The 25224-nt window shown below is 70.7% G+C and carries 21 protein-coding genes; 12 read left to right on the top strand and 9 right to left on the bottom strand.

Annotated features, from left to right (window positions below):
- The first annotated feature begins 23 nt into the window (after nt 1-23).
- Nucleotides 24-1148 carry an MBL fold metallo-hydrolase gene (locus tag FHX45_RS10325; protein ID WP_167099318.1) on the top strand — a complete coding sequence of 375 codons (1125 nt, stop codon included), beginning with the start codon at nt 24-26 and terminating at the stop codon, nt 1146-1148.
- Nucleotides 1149-1247: 99 nt separating this feature from the next.
- On the opposite strand, the gene FHX45_RS10330 is transcribed toward FHX45_RS10325, so the two are convergent.
- The 5 genes from FHX45_RS10330 to FHX45_RS10350 form a co-directional block, all read right to left on the bottom strand.
- Nucleotides 1248-1664 (bottom strand): carboxymuconolactone decarboxylase family protein, encoded by a 417-nt coding sequence (locus tag FHX45_RS10330; protein ID WP_167099321.1) that lies wholly within the window; start codon nt 1662-1664, stop codon nt 1248-1250.
- A gap of 161 nt (nt 1665-1825) precedes the next feature.
- Nucleotides 1826-3079: a cytochrome P450 gene (locus FHX45_RS10335; protein WP_167099323.1), complete on the bottom strand. Its 1254-nt coding sequence runs from the start codon at nt 3077-3079 to the stop codon at nt 1826-1828.
- Between the two features lie 10 nt (nt 3080-3089).
- Nucleotides 3090-4397 (bottom strand): DUF6545 domain-containing protein, encoded by a 1308-nt coding sequence (locus tag FHX45_RS10340; RefSeq protein WP_167099326.1) that lies wholly within the window; start codon nt 4395-4397, stop codon nt 3090-3092.
- Nucleotides 4398-4470: 73 nt separating this feature from the next.
- Nucleotides 4471-5124, bottom strand: a complete 654-nt coding sequence (locus FHX45_RS10345; protein ID WP_167099329.1) for a hypothetical protein — start codon at nt 5122-5124, stop codon at nt 4471-4473.
- A gap of 69 nt (nt 5125-5193) precedes the next feature.
- On the bottom strand, nt 5194-5988 hold the full coding sequence (locus FHX45_RS10350; protein WP_167099332.1) for a hypothetical protein: 795 nt from the start codon (nt 5986-5988) through the stop codon (nt 5194-5196).
- A gap of 1113 nt (nt 5989-7101) precedes the next feature.
- On the opposite strand from FHX45_RS10350, the gene FHX45_RS10355 reads away from it, so the two are divergent.
- Together FHX45_RS10355 and FHX45_RS10360 are read left to right on the top strand one after the other, a co-directional pair.
- Complete coding sequence (locus FHX45_RS10355) at nt 7102-7782, top strand: hypothetical protein (protein WP_167099335.1); 681 nt, start codon at nt 7102-7104, stop codon at nt 7780-7782.
- Between the two features lie 336 nt (nt 7783-8118).
- Complete coding sequence (locus FHX45_RS10360; RefSeq protein ID WP_167099338.1) at nt 8119-8817, top strand: TetR/AcrR family transcriptional regulator; 699 nt, start codon at nt 8119-8121, stop codon at nt 8815-8817.
- A gap of 186 nt (nt 8818-9003) precedes the next feature.
- On the opposite strand, the gene FHX45_RS10365 is transcribed toward FHX45_RS10360, so the two are convergent.
- A complete protein-coding gene (locus tag FHX45_RS10365) occupies nt 9004-9843 on the bottom strand; it encodes a helix-turn-helix domain-containing GNAT family N-acetyltransferase (protein WP_243868976.1) in 840 nt (279 codons plus the stop codon).
- Nucleotides 9844-9868: 25 nt separating this feature from the next.
- Here FHX45_RS10365 and arsM point away from each other — a divergent pair, with 25 nt between their 5' ends.
- Nucleotides 9869-10828 carry an arsenite methyltransferase gene (gene arsM, locus FHX45_RS10370; RefSeq protein WP_243868979.1) on the top strand — a complete coding sequence of 320 codons (960 nt, stop codon included), beginning with the start codon at nt 9869-9871 and terminating at the stop codon, nt 10826-10828.
- 13 nt (nt 10829-10841) lie between these two features.
- Here the strand turns inward: arsM and FHX45_RS10375 are convergent, their stop codons facing one another.
- Complete coding sequence (locus FHX45_RS10375; protein WP_208405872.1) at nt 10842-12212, bottom strand: flavin monoamine oxidase family protein; 1371 nt, start codon at nt 12210-12212, stop codon at nt 10842-10844.
- Between the two features lie 163 nt (nt 12213-12375).
- Between FHX45_RS10375 and FHX45_RS10380 the strand changes: the two genes are divergently transcribed.
- From FHX45_RS10380 to FHX45_RS10415, 8 genes are all read left to right on the top strand, one after another.
- Nucleotides 12376-12546, top strand: a complete 171-nt coding sequence (locus FHX45_RS10380; RefSeq protein ID WP_167099347.1) for a hypothetical protein — start codon at nt 12376-12378, stop codon at nt 12544-12546.
- Nucleotides 12543-13997: a purine-cytosine permease family protein gene (locus FHX45_RS10385; RefSeq protein ID WP_167099350.1), complete on the top strand. Its 1455-nt coding sequence runs from the start codon at nt 12543-12545 to the stop codon at nt 13995-13997. The genes FHX45_RS10380 and FHX45_RS10385 overlap by 4 nt, the downstream gene beginning before the upstream one ends.
- 52 nt (nt 13998-14049) lie before the next feature.
- Nucleotides 14050-14646 (top strand): TetR/AcrR family transcriptional regulator, encoded by a 597-nt coding sequence (locus tag FHX45_RS10390; RefSeq protein ID WP_167099353.1) that lies wholly within the window; start codon nt 14050-14052, stop codon nt 14644-14646.
- A gap of 133 nt (nt 14647-14779) precedes the next feature.
- Nucleotides 14780-15946: an acyl-CoA dehydrogenase family protein gene (locus tag FHX45_RS10395; protein WP_167099356.1), complete on the top strand. Its 1167-nt coding sequence runs from the start codon at nt 14780-14782 to the stop codon at nt 15944-15946.
- Nucleotides 15933-18005: an acetate--CoA ligase family protein gene (locus FHX45_RS10400; RefSeq protein ID WP_167099358.1), complete on the top strand. Its 2073-nt coding sequence runs from the start codon at nt 15933-15935 to the stop codon at nt 18003-18005. Before FHX45_RS10395 ends, FHX45_RS10400 begins: the two co-directional genes overlap by 14 nt.
- Entirely contained in the window at nt 18002-18808 is an 807-nt protein-coding gene (locus FHX45_RS10405; RefSeq protein WP_167099361.1) for an SDR family oxidoreductase, read from the top strand. Before FHX45_RS10400 ends, FHX45_RS10405 begins: the two co-directional genes overlap by 4 nt.
- Nucleotides 18798-20210 carry an aldehyde dehydrogenase family protein gene (locus FHX45_RS10410; protein ID WP_167099364.1) on the top strand — a complete coding sequence of 471 codons (1413 nt, stop codon included), beginning with the start codon at nt 18798-18800 and terminating at the stop codon, nt 20208-20210. Before FHX45_RS10405 ends, FHX45_RS10410 begins: the two co-directional genes overlap by 11 nt.
- Before the next feature lie 304 nt (nt 20211-20514).
- Nucleotides 20515-22863, top strand: a complete 2349-nt coding sequence (locus FHX45_RS10415; protein WP_167099367.1) for a poly(ethylene terephthalate) hydrolase family protein — start codon at nt 20515-20517, stop codon at nt 22861-22863.
- Nucleotides 22864-23178: 315 nt separating this feature from the next.
- On the opposite strand, the gene FHX45_RS10420 is transcribed toward FHX45_RS10415, so the two are convergent.
- Both FHX45_RS10420 and FHX45_RS10425 read right to left on the bottom strand, forming a co-directional pair.
- Nucleotides 23179-23835 carry a response regulator gene (locus tag FHX45_RS10420; RefSeq protein WP_167099370.1) on the bottom strand — a complete coding sequence of 219 codons (657 nt, stop codon included), beginning with the start codon at nt 23833-23835 and terminating at the stop codon, nt 23179-23181.
- Nucleotides 23823-25106, bottom strand: a complete 1284-nt coding sequence (locus FHX45_RS10425) for a sensor histidine kinase (protein WP_167099374.1) — start codon at nt 25104-25106, stop codon at nt 23823-23825. Before FHX45_RS10425 ends, FHX45_RS10420 begins: the two co-directional genes overlap by 13 nt.
- Between the last annotated feature and the right edge of the window lie 118 nt (nt 25107-25224).

The raw sequence follows: 25224 nt of genomic DNA on the forward strand, positions 1-25224 counted from the left end.
CGATCGTGGAGGATCACATGTGCATGTCGGGTCACGCCGGCGAGGACGCGGGTGAACGCGGCACACTCGGCCGGCGCGGGCTGCTGACGGCGCTGGGCGGCGCGGGCCTCGCCCTGGGGCTGGCGGCCGCGAGCGGCGGACCGCTCGCGGCCGCCGCGCCGTCGGGTCCGGCCCCGCGAAAAGGGCACCTCGAGGTGGTGCTGCTCGGAACCCAGGCCGGACCCCCGCCGAAACCGGACCGCGCCGGCATTTCCACCGCCTTGCTGGTGGACGGCAGCATCTACCTGATCGACTGCGGGCGCTCCTCGCTGACCCAGTTCATGCGGGCCGGTCTCGACCTCACCGCGATCCGGTCGATCTTCCTGACCCACCTGCACATCGACCACATCGCCGACTACTACAACTACGTCGCGCTGGGCGGCGCGCCGGTCAGTGGCGGACTCGGCAGCACCGGTCCGGTCGGCGTGTACGGGCCCGGTTCCGCGGGCGGGCTGCCGCCCAAGTTCGGCGGCGGTACCGCGCCGGTGGTGTCGCCGCCGGATCCGGTCCCCGGCACCCGCGCGCTGACCCAGCAGTGGACGAACGCCGTCGCCTACTCCAGCAACCTGTTCATCCGTGACTCCGGTATCACCGATCCGACCACCCTGCTCGACGTCCACGAGATCGCGCTGCCCGACGTGGGCGCGAGCTTCACCAACACCGCCCCGGCGATGCGGCCGTTCCCGGTGATGAGCGACGACAAGGTGACAGTCACCGCCGTCCTGGTGCCACACGGGCCGGTGTTCCCCTCGTTCGCGTTCCGCTTCGACACCGCCTACGGATCGGTCACGTTCTCCGGCGACACCACCCGCAGCCCCAACCTCCTCGCCCTCGCCGGGAACACCGACCTGCTCGTGCACGAAGCGATCAACCTGGAAGGCGCCCAGCTCCCGCCCGCGCTGCGCAACCACATGCTGGAGTCGCACGTCGAGGTCCAGTCGGTGGGCTCGATCGCCGAGGCGGCGCACGCCAACCGGCTCGTCCTCAGCCACCTGGTCGACTTCGCGCACGATTCGATCGACGTGCCCCGGTGGCGGCGCTGGGCGCAGAACGGCTACACCGGCCCGGTCGTGGTCGGCACCGACCTGCAGCGGATCGGCGTCGCGTGACCCGGCGCCGCCGGCGGGTTCCTGCCGGCAGGGCTCGGTGACACCGTCCACCTGGGACAGGGTCCCGGGCCGGGCTGCTGACGGGTCCAGCCCGGGGCCTCACCTCTCGTCGCGGTACACCGGCAGCAGGCCGCGTTCGCCGAACACCTTCTTCGCCACGAAGGTCGCGTTCACCGCCTTCGGGAAACCGCAGTACACCGATGAGTGCAGCAGCGCCTCCACGATCTCCACCGGCGTCAACCCCACGTTCAGCGAAGCGTTGATGTGCACGTCCAACTGCGCCTCACAGCCGCCCAGCGCGGTCAGCATGCCCAGCGTGACCAGCTGGCGGTCCCGCGGCGACAGGTTCTGTCGCGAATAGACTTCCCCGAATCCCCACGCCACCACCTGGTGACCCAGCTCCGGCGAGATCTCGGCGAGCGAGTCGATAACCCGCCGGCCTGCCTGGCCATCCACCTCGTTCAGCACCTTCATGCCGCGCTCGAATCGGTCCTGCCGGGTCTCTGCATTCGTCATGCCGCGGACGCTAGGAGCTGGAGCGCGCTCCAGCGCAACACCGGGAGTCGTGTCCGTTCCCCCACAGGCCGACCTCGTCCGAGGCCGGTGCGGCGAAGGTTCACCCGTGGCCGTCTTCGGTGAGCTCGTGCCGCAGCACCGTGCAGCGGCATTGCCGCCCGCTACCGGTAAGCCCGCACCCGCATGCGGATCCGGGGTGAGGGGGCCATGGTGTGCGCGCGCAGTTGCTCGACGGGCCCGCGGTGTTCGACCAGCTGGAGGTCGAGACGGCGGAGGACCCGGGCGAGGATCTCCCGGACCTCGAGCTGGCCGAGTTGCGCGCCCGGGCAGTGGCGGGTTCCGCCGCCGAACGGGAAGAACTGGGTGATGGGCCTGCGGTACGCCGTGCCGTCGCGGTCGAGGAAGCGGTCCGGGTTGAAGCGGCGTGGGTTTTCGAACGTGGCCGGTGAGCGGTGTGCGATGTAGATCTGCGGCATGACGACCGTGCCCGCGCGGAACCGGCGGTCACCCAGGTCGCAGTCCGTGGCGAGTTTACGGGTGCCGGCGGCCGGAACGGGCGGTGTCAAGCGCAGGGTCTCGGACACGACGGCGTCCAGCAGCGGACTGCCGTCGTGGCCGGGCTCGTCAGCGCGGGTACGGTCGAGTTCGGCTCGTACCCTGTCGCCGATCTCGGGATGGCGGTGCAGCCAGTAAAGGGCCCACGCGGCGGTCGAGGCGGTGGTTTCGTGGCCCGCGAACAACAGGGTCACCACCTGGTCGCGCAACTCGTCATCGTCCATGCCCGCGACCGGGCTGTCGTGTGCGAGCAGGTGCGCGGACAGGGTGCGGGGGTCGCGCCGTGCGGCGCGGGCCTGTTCCACGAGCAAGCGGTCGAGCTCAGGTCCTGCGGTGGGGAGACCGCCCCGGAGGTGTCGGTAGGCGAGGGTGCGCGGGCGTGAGCCAATGGCGCGGGTCATCCAGCGGGCGAACGGCCGGAGGAAACTGGTGTCGTCCATGCCGAAGACGAACGCCCCCATCACGCGGAGCGCCAGCGCCCGGGTCCAGTCCGCGAGGGAGAACTTGGTGCCGGGGGTCAGGTCGTCGATGAAGGAGTCGACGATGCCGGCGATCATGCCCCGGTAAGTGTGCAACTGCCGGACCAGCGGGACACTGAGCGCCGCGCGGTAGTCGCGGTGCCGCTGCCCGTCCGCCCAGATCAGCGAGTGCTCGCCCAGGACGGGGCGGAACGTGCGACTGCCCGGGTGGGCCAGTGTCCGATCGGCATGCCAGATCCCGCCGATCACCTCCGGATTCCAGACCAGAACCCGAGGTTCCGACGTGTTGCCGAGCTCGAGCAGTCCGTCGCGGGTGCCGGCAGCGTGGCTGTTGAAGAACTGCAGGGGCCGCAGCAACAGGGCGAGTTCCGCTGGCGTCATCACATCTCCCTCACACCGCTACGGATTGGCTCGCGGACACGCGGTTGCGGCGTGCCCATTCGCGCAGTTCGGCGACCTCGGGACGCCGGAAGGCCCTGGCGAGCCGGATGAGCGGCCGGTCCTCGGCGATCTGGGCCTTCAGGGAAAGCGGCTCCGCCGCGATGTCCGGCATGTCGTCGTACATCTCGATACCCCCAGGGGTGATCTTCACCAAGATCGTTGCTTTGTGTGGTGTGACCTCGGTGGCGTGCGCAAGCAGCTGACGTACTCGTTTGGCGCGTTGCGCGGGCGAGTCCGCCCGGCAGACGTCGTCGAAGGCGTCGAGTGCCGACGCGAGCTCCGCCGCTTTGACCAGTGCCTCGGTCTTCGCGCGGGACCGCCCGCCGGCCGCGGCCCGTGCCCGTTCCGCGATGCCGGGGTGCACGTAGGGCGCCAAGCCGATCCGGACGTCCTGGATCTCCCCGGTGATCCAGGTGCGCTGGACAGCGCGATCGTCGTCGTCGCAGTGGAGGAGGAGCTCGGCGGGCAGTGCGTCGTGCAGGGGGGCCATCGCTCGGACGGACCACCATGCCCATCCGAGCAGGAGCCGCTCCATCACCGCGGGCGTCCACATCAGCCAGGTCGCCCCGAGGACCATGGGCGCGAAGGTGGCCGCCGAGAGGATCTCGCTGATCGTGTTGTCCAGCACGGTCCCGCCGTGCCGATCGCCCCACGCCCGCGCGATCTGCCACGCGGACAGGACGAGGGCGAACACGCCTCCGGTGATCTCCAGCCAGATGCTGGTCGCGACTCGCCGCGGCGGATTCTCCCGGCGGAGGTACCTGCTGCAGATGACGAGGAACTCGGCGGCGCCGACGGCGATGTAGAGGGTGTAGATGGTCTGGATCCACACAACGCGCGGCTCTCCGCCGTAGTCCGGGAAGACGGGGACGCCGGGCGGGGTGTGCAGGCCGATCGCCAACACGATCATGGCGATCGTGCCGCCCAGAAGCGTCAGCGCACGTCGGACCGTGGGCCGGCGCCCGCTGGTGGCTTTCTCGTCCAGTGTGCTGGACAGCATCGACAGCACGGAGAAGGTAGCGATGGTGGGCAGGAGGCAGCCCAGGAGGTACGCGACCTTCGGCGGCAGCCCGGCTTGCACGATCGCATGGTTGGTGACCGGGTCGTAGAAGAGCGCGCCAAGGCCGCCGGTGATGAAGACCGCGCACAAGAAGCTGAACCCGGGATCGCCGGATCGCAATCCGCGTGCCAGCAGGGCGACAACTGCCAGCACCGCTGCCACGGCGGCGCCCGTGCCGTACCAACTGCCGATCCGCACGCCCAGTACCAGCACCGCGGCGACCGCCAGCGCGGATACGACGGCTACCCCGCTACGACACCAGCTCCGCACGTCATCCTCGCCGACCGCGCCGGCTGGTGCTCCCGAACAGCGACTCCGCCGCGGTGCGGGGTTTCCACCGCCTCATCGCGTGAGCCACGTCGGTCGTGTAGTGCTCCAGCAGCCGCGCCGACGCTTCGACCTGCTGTTCGGTTGCCGTGTCGTAGACGTCCCGGCCCAGGATGGCGAACGGTTCTCTGCCACGCACGATGCCGAGGAGTTCCTCGTCGTCGTCCACCAGGCCAGGCGCCACCCGATGCCAGAACTCGCGCCGCTCCGCGTCGGCCTCCTCCTCGATGCGCGCGGCCCGGTCATCCCGGTCCCCCTCATCCGGGTTCGGGGTTGCGACTGGGCCGGCGGCACCACCGGCGCCGAGTTCCCGGTAGTGGAAGTACTCGTGCCACCAGACCCGTCGGCCGACGGCACGACCTCCGCGTTCGGGGACCCGGTCGCAGACCACCACCAAGTCGCACTCGTCGTACTGCACGGTGAGGCCGCAGGTCACGCTGCCGATCGGGCCTCGAGCGAAGTAGATGGTGCGGGCCCGGCGCTGCGACTCGAGCCAGAACAGGTCCTGGGGCCGCAGGGGGCCGTCAAAGCGCTGCTCATGCAGCTCGATGACAGACATGGCCGCCGCCTTGGCGGCCTCGAGCACCGCGGGTTTCACCCGGCGGAGGAAAGGGTCCGAGGACACCAACCGATCGCTGCCCGCGGGTTCGACGGTAGCGGACACGTTTCAGTCACCCCCCTGGTAACGCGGCGCGAGGAACTGCGGTCCGGCCGGCGACGAGGGCGATGACGCACCTCGCGCCCGCTCCAGCTCCACGACCACTTGAATGAGACCCGCGAGGTCCAGGTGCTCGGCTTGCCTGGCTGCCACCGGCAGACCGTCGAGGCGCCAGCGCAGCTCCAGGAAGTGGCCAACCTCGGCCTCGTCGAACTCGGTCTCGCGACGGAACAACTTGAGCGTCGCGTGGAAGAACTGCGCGATGGCGTCGAACGCCTCCGCGCTGATCAGGCGGAGCGGGTGCCGTCTTCCGCCAAGGAAGTTCTCCACGTCGGAGACGGTCCACTGTTCGCCGGTCTTGTGGCTGAGGTGGGCGGCCAGCTCCGGCACGGTGTAACCACCGCCGCCGGGCCGGGACCGGCCGGCGAACATCCGGACGACGAAGTTGAGGCGGCTGACCAGCTCGTCGAAGCCCGCGGGATCATTGATCTCCAGCGTGAGCTCGACGATCCGCGTGACCACCTCGTCTCCAGGCCATGGACGCAGCTGGTTGAGCAGGTGATCACCGATGCCGAAGTACAGGGCCATGGCGCCGATGCCCCTGCTCCCGGGGTTGTCGATCTCCCCTTTGAGCAGCTTGCTGACCTGGGCCTCGGTCCACTGGCCGGCGTGCTGCTGAACGAACTCCGCGCAGTTGCGCTGGTTGAACGCCTTCCCGTCGATCGGCCGCGTCCGTCCGCGGTACCGGGCGAAGAAGAACTTCGCCCGTTCCGCGGTCGAGAGAGTTGGGTGATCCTCTGACAATCGACACCCCACTCCGCGGCCCTACCCCGCGACACGATCATCCCGAGGTTGCAGCCTGGTTGAGTTCGCTGACCGGAACCAGTGTTGAGCTTAACCCTAACACAATTCAAGAGGAAGTAGGCCAGTACGCGCGTCCCGTGCTCGTGAGGACGAACCGGCCAGAGGGAGTCGAGCTGGGGCCACGATATGGACACGCGCCGTCGCGGACAGGGGATCCGGTGCGCCGAGGGGAACCGATGTGGCGCGATGTCGCCGCGGTCCGCGCCCTGGGCACGGATGCGCGGCATGCCGACCAGGGTGGTCTGACGGCAGCGACGCGGCGGTCCGGACATGCCGCGTGGTGGAGCGTGGGAGAGATCGGCGCGGGGCTCGCCGTGGCGGTCGCGGTGACGCACCGCCGTGGCCTGCGTTCCTCATACTGGCCGGACTCGCCGCAGCCCCGGTCCTCGGACCTTAACTGAACAACAAGTAGTGACGTCAACTCGAGGTTGACGTCACGATCGACGTCGATCTCCGACCGGTGAATACTTGCGTTTCGGTTGACTTTGCCGGGAGTCACTGTATAGAACTTAACTACAGCACAAGTTGGAGCCCACGATCTGCGCTCCGGCACGACAACACCGGAGGGGCCCCGCGGATAAGCAACCGCGGCCTTCGTCGCCCAATTCGCGCACATCAGCGCAGTGACGAAGCACGGCATACCGGGAAAACCGACATGTGACCCCCGAACGGGTAAAGCGATGGCGAGAACGAGCATGGTGCGGAAGGTGTTTCCCAACGCGCCAGCGGTCGCGGCCGCGATGACCGGTGGCGCTGCGTCGGTGCCTCACTTATCGGATGGCCAGAGGTCGCCGGAACGATGGCCGGTACAGGCACCGGCGAGGGAGCCGTGCCCGGAGGTCGTGTCTGATTCCGGCCAGGCGAAGGTGATGCTGATCGAGCTGAACCGTGAGTTCAACATGATCGAGAAGGTCCTCCAAGCCAGGTGGCCGGAATCTTGCGCACGCGCTTGACCAATGCACCCCGGCCTTGATGGCAGCGCTCGCAGACCGGGCCGGCAGCGGCAGACACCTTGGTTGTAACTGGCATGACACCACGTGAAGGGCGACAGTCGTGGTCCTTGATCTCCCGGCGAACCCGCTCTCGATTGAGCTGACATTGAGCCACCGACGGTTCTGGTGGCAGATTGACGACGAAGACGAGCAACCGGAGCAGTGGGATGCCTCCGCCGACGTCTCCTACCTCGAGCTCTGCCCCGATGACCTCCAGCATGTCGGAGACATCTCATTCGTGATCGCGGACCTCGCCCGGAAACGGAATCTACTGGACGCCGTCGTGCTGGGCGAGTGGGCGTTGGATTTCATCGCCGAAGCTGTCGTCGACCCGGACCAGGGCAAGCTGCACGCCGAGCTGGACGACATCATCAGCAAAGGCGCCCCGCGCATGCTCATCGTCCGCTCGATCGGTGTCGAGAAGCCCTGGCGCGGCCACGGGCTCGGCGCGGCGCTGACCGCGAGCGCGTTACGCATCATGGCTCCGAACGCCCGGCTGGCGGTGTGCCGGGTGTCCCCACTGGACTTTCGCGGTGCCGGCACGGATGCCGCCGAAACCGCCGCCTTTCGTGCCGGCGCGATGCTGGAGCGAATCGGGTTCCACCGCTGGCGCGGCGTGCACATCATCGACCTTCGCAACCCCAGCCTTGTGGAGGTGCGTATGGACATGCTCGACCAGTGGTGGCCCGAGCACTGCGCCGACGAAGGAGAGGATTCGCCGTGCAATCACACGGCGACCTGAGGGAGAGGAACGGCGGACCAGAGCCGGCGCAGGCGAACGACCCAATTTCCCGCACCGTGAATCTCGTTGGTGGCGAAGCCGGCCTCCGCGGACAGGGGTCGCACTGACGTGGGATCGCGCCGCCCGACCTGGCCCTCCTCGACCGGTGACCATGAACGGGTCAGCCCGCCTCAAGCTTCCCGGAGAAGCGCCTGGGACCACTTCGGACGAGGGCGACTCATTCAAATGGCTGGTCCGGTACGCAAACGGCAAACTGCGTATGGAGTGGGCGCCCACGCCACTGACCACGGAAACCTATACCGGCGTCGAGACCATCTGAACGAATTTCGTCGCGACATGTCTCCTCGATCTGCCTCACGGACCTGGCCGAAGGGCATCACCAGAGAGGCGATCATCTCCGCCGCCATGGAGCTCACGAGCGACAAGGGCCTGGAAGCGTGGACAGTACGAGACCTCGCGAAAGCCCTCGGCGTCTACCCCGCAGTCATCCACCACCACATGGGCAACCGCGAAACGGTTGTCACCGCCGTCCTCGACCGCGTCCTCGCGAAGTACCAGCTCCCCGGCGAAAACCTGCCGTGGCAGGACTGGTGGCGGAGACTTCTCACCAACATGCGCGAAGTCTTCATCCAGTTCCCCGGATCAGCCCGGCGCATCGCAATCAACGGCCCTTCTCGGGGGCCCGATGACCTGATGGTGGACCGTGCGATGAGAACGCTTTGGGACGCAGGATTCGAACGGGACGAGGCGGCGGTCGTGTGCCGAATACTCGTCATCCAAGCCTGTCTGTTCATCTCGCTCGAAGACGACCGGCGCTGCACGGGCAAGACCAAGGACCACGTCTCGGACGCCGAAGGCGGGTGGTCGCCGACGCCGGTTCCCCCGGCCGGAGTGAATCCGGCCGAGACCGCGAAGGACCATGTCGAAGATCCAGAGAAGAATCCCGACCACTCCGGCGACCTGTTCGACTACGCCATTGGCCGCATGCTCGACGGCGTCGAGATGCGCCTCAAGGAGATCCGCCGGGGGTCCTGACCGCCGCCCACGTCGTGGTCTCGGTGGGCTGTGGCGAGTCCTGCCCGATCCTGCCCGGACGCCGCTTCGACGACTGGCCATCGACGACCCCGCCGGCCGGCCCGGCGAACGAGTCCGCGCGATCCGCGACAAGATCGGCAGGCGGGCGCGCAAGCTGATCGCGGAACTCCTCCCCCGAGTGCCCGACTAGATCGCGGGTGACCGGCGCTCGAGGAGTACGGTGTCGTGCCACACGCCGTCGCGCTGGGCGATGCGCTCGCGGATGCCGACCGTGCGGTAACCCGCCTGGTGATGCAGGGCGAGGCCGGCCCGGTTCTCGGTGAAGATGGCCGTTTGCAACATCCACAACCCGGCCGCGTCGGCGGCCGTCACCTGCTGGCGCAGCAACGCCTTGCCCACCCCCCGACCGCGGTGTCCGTCGCCGACGTAGACGGACGTTTCCGCGACCCCGGCGTAACAGTCCCGAGTGGACACCGGCGTGGCAGCCGTCCACCCGACCACTTGCCCGTCCAGTTCGGCCACCCAGCGATGCCCGGGCAGCCATTTCGCGTCCAGCGCCGCCTTGCTGGGCACCGTGGTCTCGAACGTGGCGATCCCGGTCGCGATGCCCTCGCCGTAGACGCGCCGCACCGCCGGCCAATCCGCGGCTTCCAGCTCGCGAACCGTCACCTCGGCCGGCACGTCATCCGGGCAGCAGGGGCGCGGCGCGAGCAGGCCCATCACCGCATCGGCAGCGTGCGGCAGCCCGACACAACACGCCTGGTTGACCGTGACGATCGTGGCCGTACCTTCCTTGCGCAGCAGCACGAACCCGACGTCGGCCAGCTTGCGCACGTGGTGCGAGCAGGTCGACTGGCTGACTCCCACGATCTCGGCGAGCGACCCGATCGTGATCCCGGGCGGGCTGGTCGCGACCGCGTGCAGCAGCCGTACCCGCACCGGCTCGGCCAGACACGCGAACCACTCCGCGTAGGTCGCCGCCTCGCTCGCGGGCAACACCTGGGCTTGGGCCAATGGGATCACCATGCCCCCACTATATCGACGCGCATCGATGGTTGCGTTCATCGACTCCGATCGATACAGTGCCCTTTCATCGAAAACCATCGATGAAAGGGCATCTATGACCGACACCGACCTGCGCGAAACCGTCCGCGCTCGCTACGCCGCCGCCGCGACCGCGGTCACCAGTGGAGGCACCGGCTGTTGCGGCCCCGCCGCACCCGACGTCGACGACTCGTTCGGCGCTGCGTCGTACTCGACCGCCGACCGCGACCAGTTGCCCGCCGAGGCCATCGCTGCCTCCCTGGGCTGCGGCAATCCCACCGCCGTCGCCGAACTCCGAACCGGCGAGCGCGTGCTGGACCTCGGCTCGGGCGGCGGTATCGACGTGCTGCTCTCGGCACGCAGGGTCGGTCCCACCGGCAAGGCGTACGGCCTGGACATGACCGACGAGATGCTCTCCCTTGCCCTGGCGAACACCGCCAAGGCCGGCGTCACCAACGTCGAGTTCCTCAAGGGCACCATCGAGGCCATCCCGCTGCCTGCCGGCACGATCGACGTGGTGATCTCCAACTGCGTGATCAACCTGTCGGTCGACAAGCCCGCCGTGTTCGCCGAGACCTACCGCGTCCTCGTGCCGGGCGGCCGGATCGGCGTGACCGACGTCGTCGCCGACGATCACCTCACGCCTGAGCAGCGCGCCGAACGCGGCGACCACGTCGGCTGCATCGCCGGGGCACTCACCTTCGCCGAATACCGCGCGGGACTGGAGGCCGCTGGGTTCACCGGCATCCGCGTCACCCCGACCCACGCGGTCGCCGACGGGATGCACTCCGCGATCATCCACGCCACCAAACCCATCAGCCCCGAGCAGACCGGAACCGCCAGCAGTGACAAGGGCGGCGCCTGCTGCGGCGTCAGCGCCTGCTGCACCTCCGGTGAGAACACAGTCGACCCGACCACCTCCGTCGCGGAGGCCAAGACGGCGGCCGGCTGCGGCTGCCAGTCCTGATCCGGCGGAAGGATCACGACGCCGCGAGGATTTCCGCGGCTGCCCGCACTCCCGAGGAGATCGCTCCGTCGATGTAGCCGTTCCAGCCGTCGGCGGTTTCGGTCCCGGCCCAGTGGATCCGGCCCCACGGGCGCCGCCAGCCGGAGCTGCCGTGGGCCACCCACGCACCGGGCGTGGGGTTGGCCGCGTACCCGCCCTGGACCCAGGGATCCTCCGGCCAGATCTTCTCCAGGTACTCCACCGGTTCACCGGCGCGCGGTCCGAACAACCGCGTCAGCGTGGCCAGCACCGCCGCCCGCCTGGCCGGTCCGTCCAAGGTGGACCACGCGCGCAGGCGGTCGCCGTAGACGAATCCCACCAGCACTCCGGGCCCGGGGTCCGGCGGCGAGTTGTCGAACACCACTCCCACCGCGTCCTCCCCGTACAGCGACGCGATTCCGGACAGGCCCTCGTTCCGCCAGAACGGCTCCGCGTACACGACGTGCACTTTCGCCACATCGCCCATGACGCTGCGCTGCACCCAGCGCGCCCTGGCCGCCGGCAGTCCGGGCCGGAACCGGATCCCGGCGGTCGCGGGTGGTGGTGTCGCCACGACCACCCGTCCTGCGCGAACGGATCCGCGCGCGGTGTGCACCAGCACCCCGTCACCGCCCTGGTCGACCGACTCGACCGGTGTTCCCAGGACGACCGCGTCCCCCAGCCGCCGGGCCGCGGCCAGCGCGGGCGCCTGCGCCCCCGCGACGAACCGCGCGTCCTGCGCCGCGTTCCGGGTCTGCATCAGCTGGTCGAACCCGCCCGCGCTGGCCGTGTAGAACAGCAGGTGCAACAGGGAGATCTCGCGTGGCTCCGCGGCCCACACGCCCTGCACCGCCAGCGCCAGCCTGCGCCGCGCGTCCGGGCACGCGACCTCCCGCGACAGGTACGACTCCACGGTCTCGGCGTCCCACGCCGCGGCGTCGGGACAGCTACCGGGGTCGCTGGTGTCCACCCGGCGGGCCAGTTCGTCCAGCCTCGCCGTCGCGGCAACGTACTCAGCGAGGCCGGGCGCACCGTCCGGTCCGTCCCCGGTGTAGCGGCGCAGCGCACCGTCGTGCCACAGCTCGAGGTGTGCGCCGGTGTCCCACGTCGGGAAGGTGGCACAGCCGAACCGTTCCGCCCAGCCGAGCAGGTGCCGTTGGGTCGGCCCGACCCATTGGCCGCCGTGGTCCACGACCGCGCCGGAGGACGTGGACTGCGAGAGGATCCGGCCGCCGACGCGGTCGGCGGCTTCCAGGACCAGAGCGGGTACCCCGGCGTCGTGCAGGGTCAGTGCGGCGGACAAGCCCGCGTACCCGGCACCCACGACGACGACGGGGACCTGGGAGGGCAGAGCGGCAACGGTCATGTCTCCCATCGTGAGGATTCCTGGTCCGCCAGTCAACTATCTTCGCGTCGTCTCGGGCCGAACCCAGTCCGATCTTTGCCGCACAATGACTCTTGACAGATGTGTGCACCAGATCACAGACTCCTATAACTAATCCGCCAATCAATTATGAGGAGTCCCCGCTGTGCCCGAGTCCTCCTTCGAGGCCGAGCTGGAACACCGGCTCGCCCTGCTCGAAAATCCCGACAGCGACGAGACCTTCCTGCCCGACCTCCCGTGGCGCGACGTCGTGCTGGCGGCCGTCGTGCTCGCCGTGGTGAGCGTGCTGCTGATCTGGTGGGGGTACCCGGCATGAGCACACCCGCCAGGACCGGCGGCACGGAGTCAGCCGGCACCGACGCCACCCTCAACGAACTGCCCCTGTTGCGGCGCGAGCGACTCTGGGGCTTCTGGGGCTATTCCTCGGTGAACGTGGGTCTGTCGATCGCCACGTGGGCGTTCCTGCAGGGCGGGGCGGTCGCCCTCTACGTCGGCGCCAAGGCCGGGATCGCCAGTATCGTCGTCGGCTACGGGATCAGCGTGCTGCTCGTCGCGCTCGCGCCGTGCCTGCCCTGCGCGAAGTACGGTGTCGAGCAGTTCACGACGCTGCGCAGCGTGTTCGGCTCCGGCGGCGCGCGACTGCTGATGATCACGATGTCGACACTGCTCGCGGCGGCCTGGTCGGCGGTGCTCGCGATCATGTGCGGGCACGCGCTGGGCAACGTCGCCGAGCAGGTCTTCTCGACCGACATCGACAACTCGGGCATCGTGATCAGCCTGATCGCGCTCGTGGCCGTGCTGCTGTCGTGGCTCGTGCTCGCCCGTGGCCCGGTGTCGGTGGAGTGGGTCAACCGGATCGTCGCCCCCGGGCTGGTGATCGTCACGGCGGGCATGCTCGTGCTGATCTTCACGCAGACCTCGTGGTCGGAGCTGGCCGCGATCCCACCGCTGGCCTCCTCGGGCGACGCGCAGCTGGACTTCGTGCTCGCCGTCGAACTCAACATCGCGGGCGGGTTCGCGTGGTGGCCCAACGTCGGCAACCTCGCGCGCCTCACGCGCTCCTCCCGCGCGGCGTTCTGGCCCAACATGGTGGGGTTGTTCTTCACCTCGGTCCTCGCTGCCGTCGTCGGCGCCTTCGCCGCACTGGCGTTGGCCTCCGAGGACCCGACCATGTGGATGGTGCCGCTCGGTGGCGCCGCGCTCGGCGTGCTCGCCCTCGCGTTCGTCGGTTTCGCGAACATCACCAGCGTCGTGTCGCAGGGTTACTCCTCGCTGGTCGCGCTCAAGGGCGGCGGCGGCGGGCTGCTGCGCCGCGTGCCGTGGGCCCTGATGGCCGCCGGGATCCTCGCGCCGGCCGCGGTTCTCGTGTTCTTCCCCGCCGCGGTCTACGACAACTACTCGCGGTTCGTCTCCTGGGGAGCGATCCTGGTCGCTCCACTGTGTTCGGTCCAGGTCGTCGACTACTTCGTGCTGCGGCGCGGGCGGTTGCGCGTACGGGACCTGTACCTGCCCAACCAGGAGTCGTGCTACGGCTTCTGGCGCGGGTTCAACCCCGTCGCGTTCATCGCCGTGGGGGCGGGCGCGGTCACCTACGCGCTGCTGCTCAACCCGGTGACCTACGAGCCGGCCGGACCGTTCCGGTACCTGACGGCGTCGTTGCCCTCGGTCGTGGTCTCCGGGGTCCTGCACTACGCCCTGACCGTGCTGGTCGTGCGGCGCCGCGCCAAGGGCGGGTACCTTCCCGTGGAACAACTGACTGATGCGTGAATCAACTCCACTACACTGGGTCGCGCTGCCACCGGGGGAAGAAGGAGTACGCATGCCGCGGCCCAACGTCGAAGCGGAACGGCGTGAGCAGATCCTGCGAGCCGCGTGCCACGTCATCGCCGAGCAGGGGTTCCGCGCGCTGCGGCTCGCCGACGTGGCGAAGGCGGCGGGGTTGTCCTCGGGCATCCTGCACTACTACTTCACCAACAAGCAGGACCTGGTGCGCGCGGCGTTCGAGCAGAACGTGGCCCGGTCGTTCGCCCGCCGCACCGCCATCCTGGAGTCCGACACCGACGCCGTCAGCAAGCTGCGTGCCCTGGTCGACGCCTACCTGCCCGCCGACGACGAGACCGTCGAGTCCTGGCACGTCTGGGCCGAGCTGTGGGTCGAGGCCATCCACGACCCGGACCTGCAGGACCTCAACGAGCGCGCCTACGGCGAGTGGCGACGGCTCATCGCCGGCATCGTCCGGGACGGGCAGGCGGCGGGTCAGATCGGTGACGCCGACGCGGTCGAGCTCGCGAACCTGCTGGTCGCGGTGCTCGACGGGCTGGCGCTCCAGGTGCTGGCCGGGTCGCGGAACATGACCCTGGCGCGGATGCGCACCACCTGCCAGTCCTTCATCGACCGGGTCATCCTGCCCCGGTAACCCCGAGCCGCACGATCTGGACCGGGTGTCGACTGGTCCGCATCATTGACTGACGAGCCAGTTATTTATTACGCTGGGAGCCCGGGCGCGGTCCGTGCTCGACATTCCCTCCCCGTTTCCGAGGAGCCATCCGTTGCGTCTACCCACCGAGCTCGTCGCCCTGACCGACGAGCAGAACCACATCCTGGACCTGTGCCGCCGCTTCGCCGAACAGGAGATCCGGCCCATCGCGCGGGAGGTCGACGAGGCCGACACCGAAGTCCCGTGGGACATCTGGTATTCAGCCGCGAAGGTCGGCCTCACGTCGTTCATGCTCCCGGAGGCCTACGGGGGTGGCGGTTTCACCGACGTGTTCACGCAGTGCCTCGTGCAGGAGGAGCTGTGCACGGGTGACCTCGCCATCGGGAACCTGCTGACCGCCAACGGGTTCTTCGCCCACCCGATCCTGGAGCTGGGCACCGGCGAGCAGCGGGAGCGCTTCCTCACCCCGCTGGGGGCGCAGCGTCCGCCGATGACCTCCCTCGCGGTGACCGAGCCCGACACCGGCTCGGACGCGGCGAGCCTGACCACCCGCGCCGTCCGCAAGGGCGACCGGTACGTCCTTTCCGGACGGAAGGCGTGGATCTCCAACGCCGGTGCCTCCGAGCACTACATCGTGTTCGCCACCGTCGACCCGGCACTGCGTGCCCGTGGGGTGACGGCGTTCGTCCTGCACCGCGACACTCCCGGGTTCACCGTGTCCGAGCCGTGGAAGAAGATGGGCCAGCGGGCACTGATCAACGCCGAGCTCGTGCTCGACGAGGTGGAAGTGCCGGAACGCGATCGGATCGGTGCCGAGGGGGAGGGTTTCCGCGGCCTGATGCACACCTTCGACCGGTCGCGCACGATCCTCGCCGCGGCGGCGACCGGTGTCGCGCGCGCAGCCACCGAGTACGCCACCGAGTACGCGCGCCAGCGCCGTCAGTTCGGCAAGCCGATCATCGAACACCAGGCGGTCGCCTTCCGGCTCGCGGACATGGCGACCAGGGTCGAGTCCGCGCGGCTCATGACGTGGCGCGCGGCCAGGCGCATCGACGCCGGGCTGCCCGCCGGCCGGGAGTCGGCCATGGCGAAGCTCGTCGCGTCCGAGACAGCCATGTTCGCCACCTGGGCCGCGGTGCAGACGCTCGGCGGGTGGGGCTACTCGCGGGAGTTCCTGGTGGAGAAGTGGATGCGCGACGCCAAGCTCGAGGAGATCGAGGAAGGGACCTCCGACATCCAGCGGCTCATCATCTCCCGGAGCCTCGATGACCGCCGCTGACACCTTCACCGGCCGCGCGAAACCGGTGGGGGATGACCTGTCGCCCCTATGGGCCCCCCGTTCGGTCGCCGTCGTCGGTGCGAGCGACAACCCGGCGAAATGGGGTTACTGGCTCGCGTCCGGCGCGCTGAGCGGGCGGGGCCGCCGCGCGGTGCACCTGGTCAACCACCGGGGTGGCACCGTTTGCGGGGTTCCCGTCGCGCGCAGCCTGCGTGAGCTGGGCGGGCCGGTGGACCTGACGGCGGTGGTGGTGCCGGCCGCCGTTGTCGAGGAGACGGTGACCGGCGCGCTCGACCTCGGGTCGCGGGCGCTGCTCGTCATCAGCGACGGCGTGCAGCGGCTGCCCGGCGGGTCCGCGCTGCTCCGCGACCTCGCGCGGCGCGCCCGAGAGGCGGGAGCCCGGCTGCTCGGTCCCAGTTCACTGGGCATTGTGGACAGTGCACAGGAGCTGCGGCTGGCCTGGGGCCACTTCACACCGGGACCCGTCGCGATCGTCACCCAGAGCGGCCAGGTCGGCTCCGAGCTGGCGCACCTGTTGCACCGGCACGGGTCGGGCGTGTCCAGGTTCGCCTCGGTCGGAGCGCAGGCCGACATCACGTTCGAGGAACTGCTGGCCGGGCTCGCCACACACCCGGCCACCACGGCGGTGATCGGCTACCTGGAAGGAGTCCGGGACGCCGCCGGGTTCCTGTCCGCGGCGAGGGCGTTGCGTGCGGCGGGCAAACCGCTCGTGGTCCTGGCCGTCGGCGACAGCGCGGCAGGCAGCGCCGCGGCGCGGTCCCACACCGGGGCGCTCACCGGCAGCATGGACGTGCTCGACGCGGCCTGCCGCGCCGTGGGCGCCGTGCGGGCGCGGACCCCGGCGGAGGCGGCGGCGCTCGCGCACGCCCTCGCCGCGGGTGTGCGCCCGCGCAGCGACCGGATCGTCGTCGTCTCCGACTCGGGCGGGCAGGGAGCGCTTGCCGCGGACATCGCCACCGCGGCCGGTCTGCGGGTCACCCCGCTCGGGTCCGGTACGCGGGCGCGGCTGGCCGAAGCCCTGCCGGACGGCCCTGCGCCCGGCAACCCGGTCGACCTCGCCGGCGCGGGGGAACAGGACCTGTCGTCCTACGCGGCGGCCGCGGAGGCGGTCGCGTCCGATGCGGGCGCGGTCGTACTGACCGGCTACTTCGGACGGTTCGGAGTGGACAGTCCAGGGTTGGGCGAGGCCGAGTGCGCCGTCGCGCACCGGCTGACCCGCCTCGCCCGGACGGTTCCGGTGGTCGTGCACAGCATGGCCGAGGACGGGCCGACTGTCGACGTGCTGGTCCGCGGCGGGATCCCGGTGTTTCCCGACGTGGAGACGACCTTGCGCGCGGTCGCCGGGTGCCTGCGGTGGGAGCGCGCGGTAGCGCGGGACGTGCCTTCCCCGGCCCCGGTCGGGGAAGGCGACCGTTGTTCGTACCCGGCAGCGCGCGAAATGCTGCGCGACGCGGGGATACCGGTGCCGGAGGCCGGTACCGCGCGGTCGGCGGAGGAGGCCGTGACACTCGCGGAGAGCTGGCCGGGCGCCACGGTGCTCAAGGCGGACCTCGACCACAAGACCGAGGCGGGCGGTGTCGTGCTCGGGCTGCGCACCGCCGGGGAGGTGGCTGCCGCGCACCGGGACCTGACCGCCCGGCTCGGCCTGGACTCGGTGGTGGTCGAGCGGATGGACGAGCGCGCCGGGGTGGTCGAGGTGCTCGTGGGGATGCGTCACGACCCCGTGTTCGGGCGGGTCGTCGTCGTCTCCTCGGGTGGTGTCGAGGCCGAGTTGTGGCGCGACACCGTGCTGGAACTGGCCCCGGTCGACGAGGCCGGAGCGACGGCCATGCTCACCCGGCTGCGCAGCCATCCCCGGCTGCTCGGCTGGCGCGGCGCGCCCGGCGTGGACATCCCGGCGCTGGCGCGCGCGATCGCCGCCGTGTCCCGGATGCCGGTCGCGACGTGCGAGATCAACCCCCTGCGGGCCGGTGCCGACGGTGTGCTCGCCGTCGACGCGCTCGTGTTCCGCGGGCACAGCGAGGAGGAAACGGCATGAGCGAGTTCGCGGGACGCGTCGCGGTGGTCACCGGTGGCGGGTCCGGCATCGGCCGCGCCATCGCCCGCCGGTATGCCGCGGGCGGTGGCCGCGTCGCGGTGCTCGGCAGGCGGATCGAACCGCTGACCGAGACGGTGGACCTGATCGGCGCCGCGGGCGGCACCGCCACCGCGCTGACCGTGGACGTGCGTGACTTCGACCAGGTCAGCGCCGCGATGAACGCGGTGCGCGACCGGTTCGGCCGCATCGACGCGCTCGTCAACAACGCGGCGGGCAACTTCGTGTGCCCCGGGGAGCGGCTCAGCCCCGGCGGCTGGCGCGCGGTGATCGACATCGTGCTGAACGGCACGTTCCACTGCACGCGGGCGGCCGCCGACGTCATGCTCGAGCAGCAGTCCGGCAGCGTGCTGTCGGTGATCGCCAGCTACGCGTGGCACGGCCACCCGGGCACGGTGCACAGCGCCGCGGCCAAGGCCGGGGTCCTCGCGATGACCCGCACCCTGGCCGTCGAATGGGCCGGCCGCGGCGTGCGGTTGAACTGCCTGGCGCCGGGGCCCACGGAAACCGCGGGCGCGGGAGCGGCGCTGTGGGGCGATCGGGCCAGCCGCGACCGCGTCGTAGCCAGCGTGCCCCAGCGACGCATGGCCGCGACGGACGAGATCGCCGGGACGGCCGCGTTCCTGCTCGGTGACGGCGCCGCCTACGTCACCGGCGAGGTCCTGACCGTCGACGGTGGACAGTGGCTCGGCAAACAGGTCTACGGACCCGAGCTCGGTGCCGGGGAGGCCGCTGATGCCCGCTGACGCGGCTGCCGTGTTCGTCGACGGCGAGTGGCACCGGTCGGCGGCGGCCATCCCGGTGTCGAACCCGGCGACCGGGGAGGTCATCGGGCACGCCGCCGACGGCACCGAACAGGACGTGGCGCGGGCGGTGGCCGCGGCGGCGCGCGCGTTCCCGGGATGGGCCGAACGCGGGTACGCCGAGCGCGCGGCTCTGCTCGGCGCACTCGCCGACCGGCTGCGGGACCGGCGGGACGAGCTGGTCGACACGGTCGTTGCCGAGGTCGGCTGCCCGGTCACGGTGACGCGGGAGTCCCAGGTGGACGTGGCGATCGACGTGGTGCGGTACTACGCCGAGCTCGCCGCGCATCGGTCACCTGTCCGCGAGATGGGCACGTCGCTCGTGCACGAGGTGCCCGCCGGTGTGGTCGCCGCGATCACACCGTGGAACTACCCGCTGTACCAGCTGGCCGCGAAGGTCGCACCGGCGCTGGCCGCGGGGTGCACCGTGGTCGCCAAGCCGGCCGAGCTGACGCCGTTGAGCACGTGCCTGTTCACCGAAGCCGTCGCCGAAGCCGGCGTGCCGCCCGGGGTGGTCAACGTCGTGCCGGGTCGCGGCCAGGTCGTCGGCACGGCGCTGGCATCCCATCCCGACGTCGACGTGGTGTCGTTCACCGGGTCGACCACGGTCGGGCGGGCCGTCATGGCGAGGGCGGCCGAGTCGGTGAAACGCGTGTGTCTCGAGCTGGGCGGCAAGTCTGCGAGTGTCGTGCTGCCTGGCGCCGACCTCACCACGGCGGTGCGTGCCACGGTCGCTTCGGCGACCCTGAACTCCGGTCAGACGTGCAGCGCGTGGACCCGGCTGCTCGTCCCGGCCGCGCGGCACGACGCCGCGGTCGACTGCGCCGCCGAGGCGATGGCGGCGGTGATCGTCGGTGATCCCCGCGACCCGGCCACCGAGAACGGACCGCTTGTGTCCGCGGCACAGCGGCATCGCGTGGAGTCCTTCGTGCAACGTGCTCGCGTCCGCGGCGCGCGGGTGGCGGGGAGCGGGCGCGTTCTGCCCCCGCGCGGGCATTTCACGCCGCCGGTCGTCGTGGCCGGGGCGAGGGAGGACTGGGAGATCGCGCAGGAGGAGGTGTTCGGCCCGGTGCTCGTGGTGCTGCCGTACCGGGACGAGGGCGAGGCGCTGCGCATCGCGAACGGCACCCGCTACGGCTTGCACGGCGCGGTGTGGGGGGAGCCGGAGCGGGCCCTGGCGTTCGCCGCGCGAATGCGCACGGGTCAGGTCGACGTGAACGGACCTGCCTTCAGCCTCGACGCCCCGTTCGGCGGGTTCGGCCAGTCCGGGGTCGGCCGGGAGCTCGGCGAGGAGGGCCTGCGCGAGTACACCGAGACCGTGGCGGTGCAGGGAGTGCTCGGCTGACCCGTGCGCGGCCCCCCGGGTACGGCGCCGGCATCGAGCAACTCGGCGCAGCTGCGGTCGGAGGTGGCCGTAGACCGCTGAGGCCTCCCGGACCAAGGTCCCAGACCCTGATGTGGACGGCGTGAACATCTCGCCCGCCGGTGCGGGCGAGACCGCGGCGGGCAGTACCCGACTCGTTGCGCTCCCGTACCCGGCGGCTTGACCTGCGCGCCCTGACGATCTTCGTGTCACCACCCCGCCAGCGCCCGGGCCTAGATTGATCGCTGTTTGTAGTAGGTCGCAACAAAAACCCCGGAGGGTGTGGATGCGCAAGCATTGGAGACCGGCGATCACCGGCGCGGTACTGGCCCTGGGACTGGCTTTGCTGCCGACGCCGTCCGCGTCGGCGGCTTCGCCCGATGGTTCCTGGTCGGTCACGCCGGTGGACGGCGGTTACCGGATCACGCTGACGCTCGGCAAGCGGCTCCCGGCGCGTGACGCGTCGCCGGAACTCGCGGTCGACGGCCGGTCGCTCGGTGAGGCACAGGAGTCACGGGACGGCCGGACGCTCACCCTGGTGACGCCCGATCCCGCCGCGGCGCACCCGTCGTCGGTACGGGTGGCGTGGCAGGGCGTGGTGCCCGGCACGACCACCCGCAACGCCACCACCGCGACCGACGTGCCCGCCGGGACGCCGATCACGTCCGCACCCGAGGCCGCGGGACGCTACGGCGTCACCCGCGCCGACTACGACTTCGGTGACACCGCGCTCCAGCTGTCCGGGTTGACCGGCGTACCGGTCGAGGAGCGGGCAGCGGCGTGGGTGCCGGTCGGCGCGTCCGGCAAGCGGCCGGTGGTGGTGTTCCTGCACGGCCGCGAGGACGCCTGCTACGACCCGGGTTCCGGCGCGCTCGACAACGCGAACTGGCCCTGCGTCAACGGCCTCAAGCCGATGCCCAGCTACCTCGGCTACGCCCGGTCGGCCGAAACGCTGGCCAGCCAGGGTTACGTGGTCGTGTCGATCAGCGCGAACGCGATCGGGGCCTTCGACCAGAGCACGGCCTCGCCCGACCGCGGTGGCCTGGCCCGCGGCCAGCTGGTGATGGCACACCTCGACCTGCTCGCCAAGGCCGACGCCGGCACCGCTCCCGGAATGAGCCCCGTGTTCAAGGGCAAGCTGGATCTCGGCAACGTCGGCCTGATGGGCCACTCCCGCGGCGGCGACGGCGTGGTCCGCGCCGCACTGCTCAACGCCGCCCGCCCCACCCCGTACGGGATCAGGGGCGTGCTCCCGATCGCGCCGATCAACCGGACCCGCCCCGCACTGCCCGACGTGCCGATGGCCGTGCTCCTGCCCTACTGCGACGGCGACGTCTCGAACCAGGAAGGCCAGCACTTCTTCGAGGACTCGCGGTACACGAGCGGCACGGACTCCGCACTGAAGTCGTCGCTGCTCATGATGGGCGCCAACCACAACTACTTCAACGACGTGTGGTCACAGGTGTACGGCGACGACTGGGACGTCTACGTCGACCGGGCCGACCCGGCCTGCGGCAGCACCGCGGCGGGCAGCACCCGGCTCACCCTGGACCAGCAGCGGGCGGCCGGCGTCGCGTACACCGCAGGCTTCTTCCGCATGACCCTCGGTAGGGAAACCGCTTTCCTGCCGATGTTCCAGTCCGGCTTCGGCAGCGCGGTCCAGGTCGGCGCGGCGACGGTCCTGCAGGCGACGCAGTCGCCCGCAGCGCAACGGCTCGACGTCGCCCCGCTGCAGGCGGCAGCCGGGAACGTCACGTTCTCCGGCAAGGTGCTCGGCCAGTACTGCGCGAGCCTCGCCGGTGCCTCCCCGCAGAGCGGCCTGCCCTCGTGCAGCGACTCCACCGCCACCAGCCGCTTCCCGTCGTTCACCCCGGTGACGCACACCACGAACGTGCCCGCCACTCCGATGCTGCACCTGACCTGGGCCAACGGGGGCCAGATGACGGCCGCACTGCCGTCCGGCCGGTACGACGTCAGCGGCTACGGCGCACTGACCCTGCGGGCGGCGCCGGACGCGGGCAACACCGCCGCTGATCTGCGGCTCACCGTCGTGGACGGCTCCGGCAGGACGGAGTCCACCACCGTCTCGGCCCTGAGCGGCGCGCTCTCACCGCTGCCGGCGGGGAACCAGGACCTGCTGCCGAAGACGTGGCTGCGCACCGTCCGCTGGCCGGTCGCCGCGATGACCAGGGTGGACACGACCGACATCCGGCAGGTCGCGATCACGACGGCGACCGCCACCGGCGGGGTGCTCCTGTCCGACCTCGCGTTCACCACGCCGTCCGTCGGCATCGGTGCGCCGACCAAGCTGCCGCAACTGTCCGTCAGCGACACGACGGCCAATGAGAACGCCGGCAACGCGACGGTCGCCGTGCGGCTGTCCAAGCCGAGCTGGCTGGCGGTGACCGTGCACCTCCAGGCCAGGACCGGTGCCGGCACCCAGATCACCGCGGCGGCGCAGAAGGTCACGATTCCCGCCGGGCAGACCACCGCCACGGCGACCATCCCGATCCAGGACAACTCGGCGGTGGACGCCAGTGCCGACACCCCGTACGAGGTCGTACTCGGCTACCCCACCAACGCCGTAACCGGCAAGAACACCGCCTACGTCACCATCCACGACGACGAGGCATGATCCCGGCGCCGGGGGTTTCACTCGCTCGAGCGAAACCCCCGGCACTGCCGGCCCGCTGGGTTCTGTTTCCTTCGATGGCGGCGCCGCTTGCGTGGGCCGTCAACCGGCACCGCCGCGGGTTCGAACCGGCGCCGCCGCAAGAAACGCGACCGTTGCCGCCGGTGTCACGGCGTGGTGCCATGGCGGGGCTTCACGGCTCACGTTGATGTCTTCGCAGCTCATAGCTGCGCCACGACCTCAGTTATGGCACGGGTCGATGCCGCACGAATCCCCGTGGCACGCCGGAGAAACGAAAAAGCCGGGGCGCCTCACGCTTCACACGGTCGGCGACGCGCGCTCCAGGAATCGCAGCACGGCCAGGACTCGCCGGTGATCGCCCTCCGAGGTGGGCAGATCGAGCTTGGTGAAGATGCTGTTGATGTGCTTGGCCACGGCGCTCTCGCTGACCACGAGTTTCTCCGCGATCCCGGCGTTGGACCGCCCCTCGGCCATCAGCCCGAGCACCTCCCGCTCCCGCCCGGTGAGCCGGTCCAGCGGGGTGTTCTGCCGCCGCACCAGCAGCTGCGCCACCACCTCGGGGTCCAGCGCGGTGCCGCCCGCGGCCACCCGGCGCAGCGACTCCAGGAAGACGTTCACGTCCGCGACCCGGTCCTTGAGCAGGTAGCCGACGCCGGTGGTGCTCGTGGAGAGCAGGTCGGCGGCGTAGCGCTCCTCGACGTACTGGGACAGCACCATGATCGCCACCTCGGGCCACTGCCGCCGCACCACCAGGGCGGCGCGGATCCCCTCGTCGGTGAAGGTCGGCGGCATCCGCACGTCCGCGATCACCAGTTCCGGGCGGTGCCGCTCCACCGCGGCCAGCAACCCGGCGGCGTCGTCCACCGCGGCGGCCACCTCGAAACCGGTGGTCTCCAGCAGCTTGGTCAGCCCGGCGCGCAGCAGCACCGAGTCCTCGGCGATCACAGTTCGCACGGAAGCTCCACCATCACCGTGGTCGGCCCGCCGACCGGGCTGACTATCTCGAGCCTGCCATCCACCGAGGCCGCGCGCTGCGCCAGGCCGGTCAGCCCGGAGCCGCGGGCGGCGTCAGCGCCGCCGATCCCGTCGTCCGCGACGGACAGCCGCAGCAGGGCGCCGTCCAGCCACACGTCCACCCGGGCTGCGGACGCCTGGGCGTGCTTGGCCACGTTGGCCAGGGCCTCCGAGACCATGAAGTACGCCACCGCCTCGACCGTCGGCGGAACCCGCCGGGGCACGTCCACCGCCAACCGCACCGGCACCGGGGAGCGGGCCGCGATGCCGGAGAGCGCCGCGTCCAGGCCGCGGTCCTCAAGGACCACCGGGTGCAGGCCGCGGACGAGGTTGCGCAGCTCGCCCAGGGCCTCCTTGGCCTCCTCGTGTGCCTCGGCCAGCGCGGTCCGGGCGTCCTCGGGCAGGTCCTTCAGGGTCGCCCGGGCCAGGCCCAGGTTCATCGCCAGGGACACCAGCCGCTGCTGGGCGCCGTCGTGCAGGTCGCGCTCAATCCGGCGGCGCTCGGCGTCGGCGGCGTCCACCACCGCGGCCCGGCTCTCGGTCAGGTCGGTCAGCCGGCGGGCCAGCCGCTCCGCCCGGCTGGGGCCGAGCAGGTCGGTGGCGAACTTCAGATCCCAGCGCACCGAGGCCATGACCAGCCAGGGCGCGAGGTAGACCACTACCAGGCACGCGAGCGCCCTCCACAGCGCCAGGGACGTCGCCATGGACAACCACTTCCAGTCCGGCCCGAGGACGATCGCCATGCCCAGCCAGCCGAAGCAGATGAGCCCGGCGACCCACATGGTGCCCGCGATCACGCCGACCAGGTTGGCCGCCGGTCCCGCGATCAGGTGGTAGCAGGCCTGCCGCCAGGTGCGCGGGTGGCGCAGCCGCACGCGCATCCGCTGGAGGAACGGCGCGTCCGCGGACGCCGCGTCCCGGGTCGTGTGCGGGGCCCGGGGGATCTGGGCGCCCCGGATCTCGTAGTACACGTACCGCCGCAGCGTCGTGAGCTGCGGGCCCAGCAGCACCGCCGCCAGCACCGGGAGGAAGGCGCAGGCGAGGATCGACGGCAGGTGGGTGGGGGCGAAGACCGCCCACGGCAGCCCGATCAGACCCAGCGGGAGCAGGCTCAGCGCCGAGGAGAGGATCACGAACCACAGGTCGCGCCACGCTCGCCCGCGCCAGGGCGCCAGCAGGAAGCGGCCGATCGGCGCCAGGACGGTGTTCATGGCCCCGACGGTATTCGATCACGTGAGCGGCGCTCCATGGCGCTGGCGCCCGCTTCGGCCTGTACCTGGCACCACCCCCGGAACGGAACTCCACGCTACTGATCCGCCGGGCCGCGGC

The organism is Amycolatopsis granulosa, from assembly GCF_011758745.1.
In the GTDB taxonomy this organism is placed as follows: Bacteria; Actinomycetota; Actinomycetes; order Mycobacteriales; family Pseudonocardiaceae; genus Amycolatopsis_E; species Amycolatopsis_E granulosa.

Bases quoted from the DNA above. Each gene is read 5' to 3' on its own strand.
- FHX45_RS10415 (WP_167099367.1), top strand. From the start codon at position 20,515: ATGCGCAAGCATTGGAGACCGGCGATCACCGGCGCGGTACTGGCCCTG.
- FHX45_RS10410 (WP_167099364.1), top strand. From the start codon at position 18,798: ATGCCCGCTGACGCGGCTGCCGTGTTCGTCGACGGCGAGTGGCACCGG.
- FHX45_RS10390 (WP_167099353.1), top strand. From the start codon at position 14,050: ATGCCGCGGCCCAACGTCGAAGCGGAACGGCGTGAGCAGATCCTGCGA.
- FHX45_RS10385 (WP_167099350.1), top strand. From the start codon at position 12,543: ATGAGCACACCCGCCAGGACCGGCGGCACGGAGTCAGCCGGCACCGAC.
- arsM (WP_243868979.1), top strand. From the start codon at position 9,869: ATGGTTGCGTTCATCGACTCCGATCGATACAGTGCCCTTTCATCGAAA.
- FHX45_RS10400 (WP_167099358.1), top strand. From the start codon at position 15,933: ATGACCGCCGCTGACACCTTCACCGGCCGCGCGAAACCGGTGGGGGAT.
- FHX45_RS10330 (WP_167099321.1), bottom strand. From the start codon at position 1,664: ATGACGAATGCAGAGACCCGGCAGGACCGATTCGAGCGCGGCATGAAG.
- FHX45_RS10325 (WP_167099318.1), top strand. From the start codon at position 24: ATGTCGGGTCACGCCGGCGAGGACGCGGGTGAACGCGGCACACTCGGC.
- FHX45_RS10405 (WP_167099361.1), top strand. From the start codon at position 18,002: ATGAGCGAGTTCGCGGGACGCGTCGCGGTGGTCACCGGTGGCGGGTCC.
- FHX45_RS10360 (WP_167099338.1), top strand. From the start codon at position 8,119: ATGTCTCCTCGATCTGCCTCACGGACCTGGCCGAAGGGCATCACCAGA.
- FHX45_RS10365 (WP_243868976.1), bottom strand. From the start codon at position 9,843: ATGGTGATCCCATTGGCCCAAGCCCAGGTGTTGCCCGCGAGCGAGGCG.
- FHX45_RS10335 (WP_167099323.1), bottom strand. From the start codon at position 3,079: ATGACGCCAGCGGAACTCGCCCTGTTGCTGCGGCCCCTGCAGTTCTTC.
- FHX45_RS10425 (WP_167099374.1), bottom strand. From the start codon at position 25,106: ATGAACACCGTCCTGGCGCCGATCGGCCGCTTCCTGCTGGCGCCCTGG.
- FHX45_RS10375 (WP_208405872.1), bottom strand. From the start codon at position 12,212: ATGACCGTTGCCGCTCTGCCCTCCCAGGTCCCCGTCGTCGTCGTGGGT.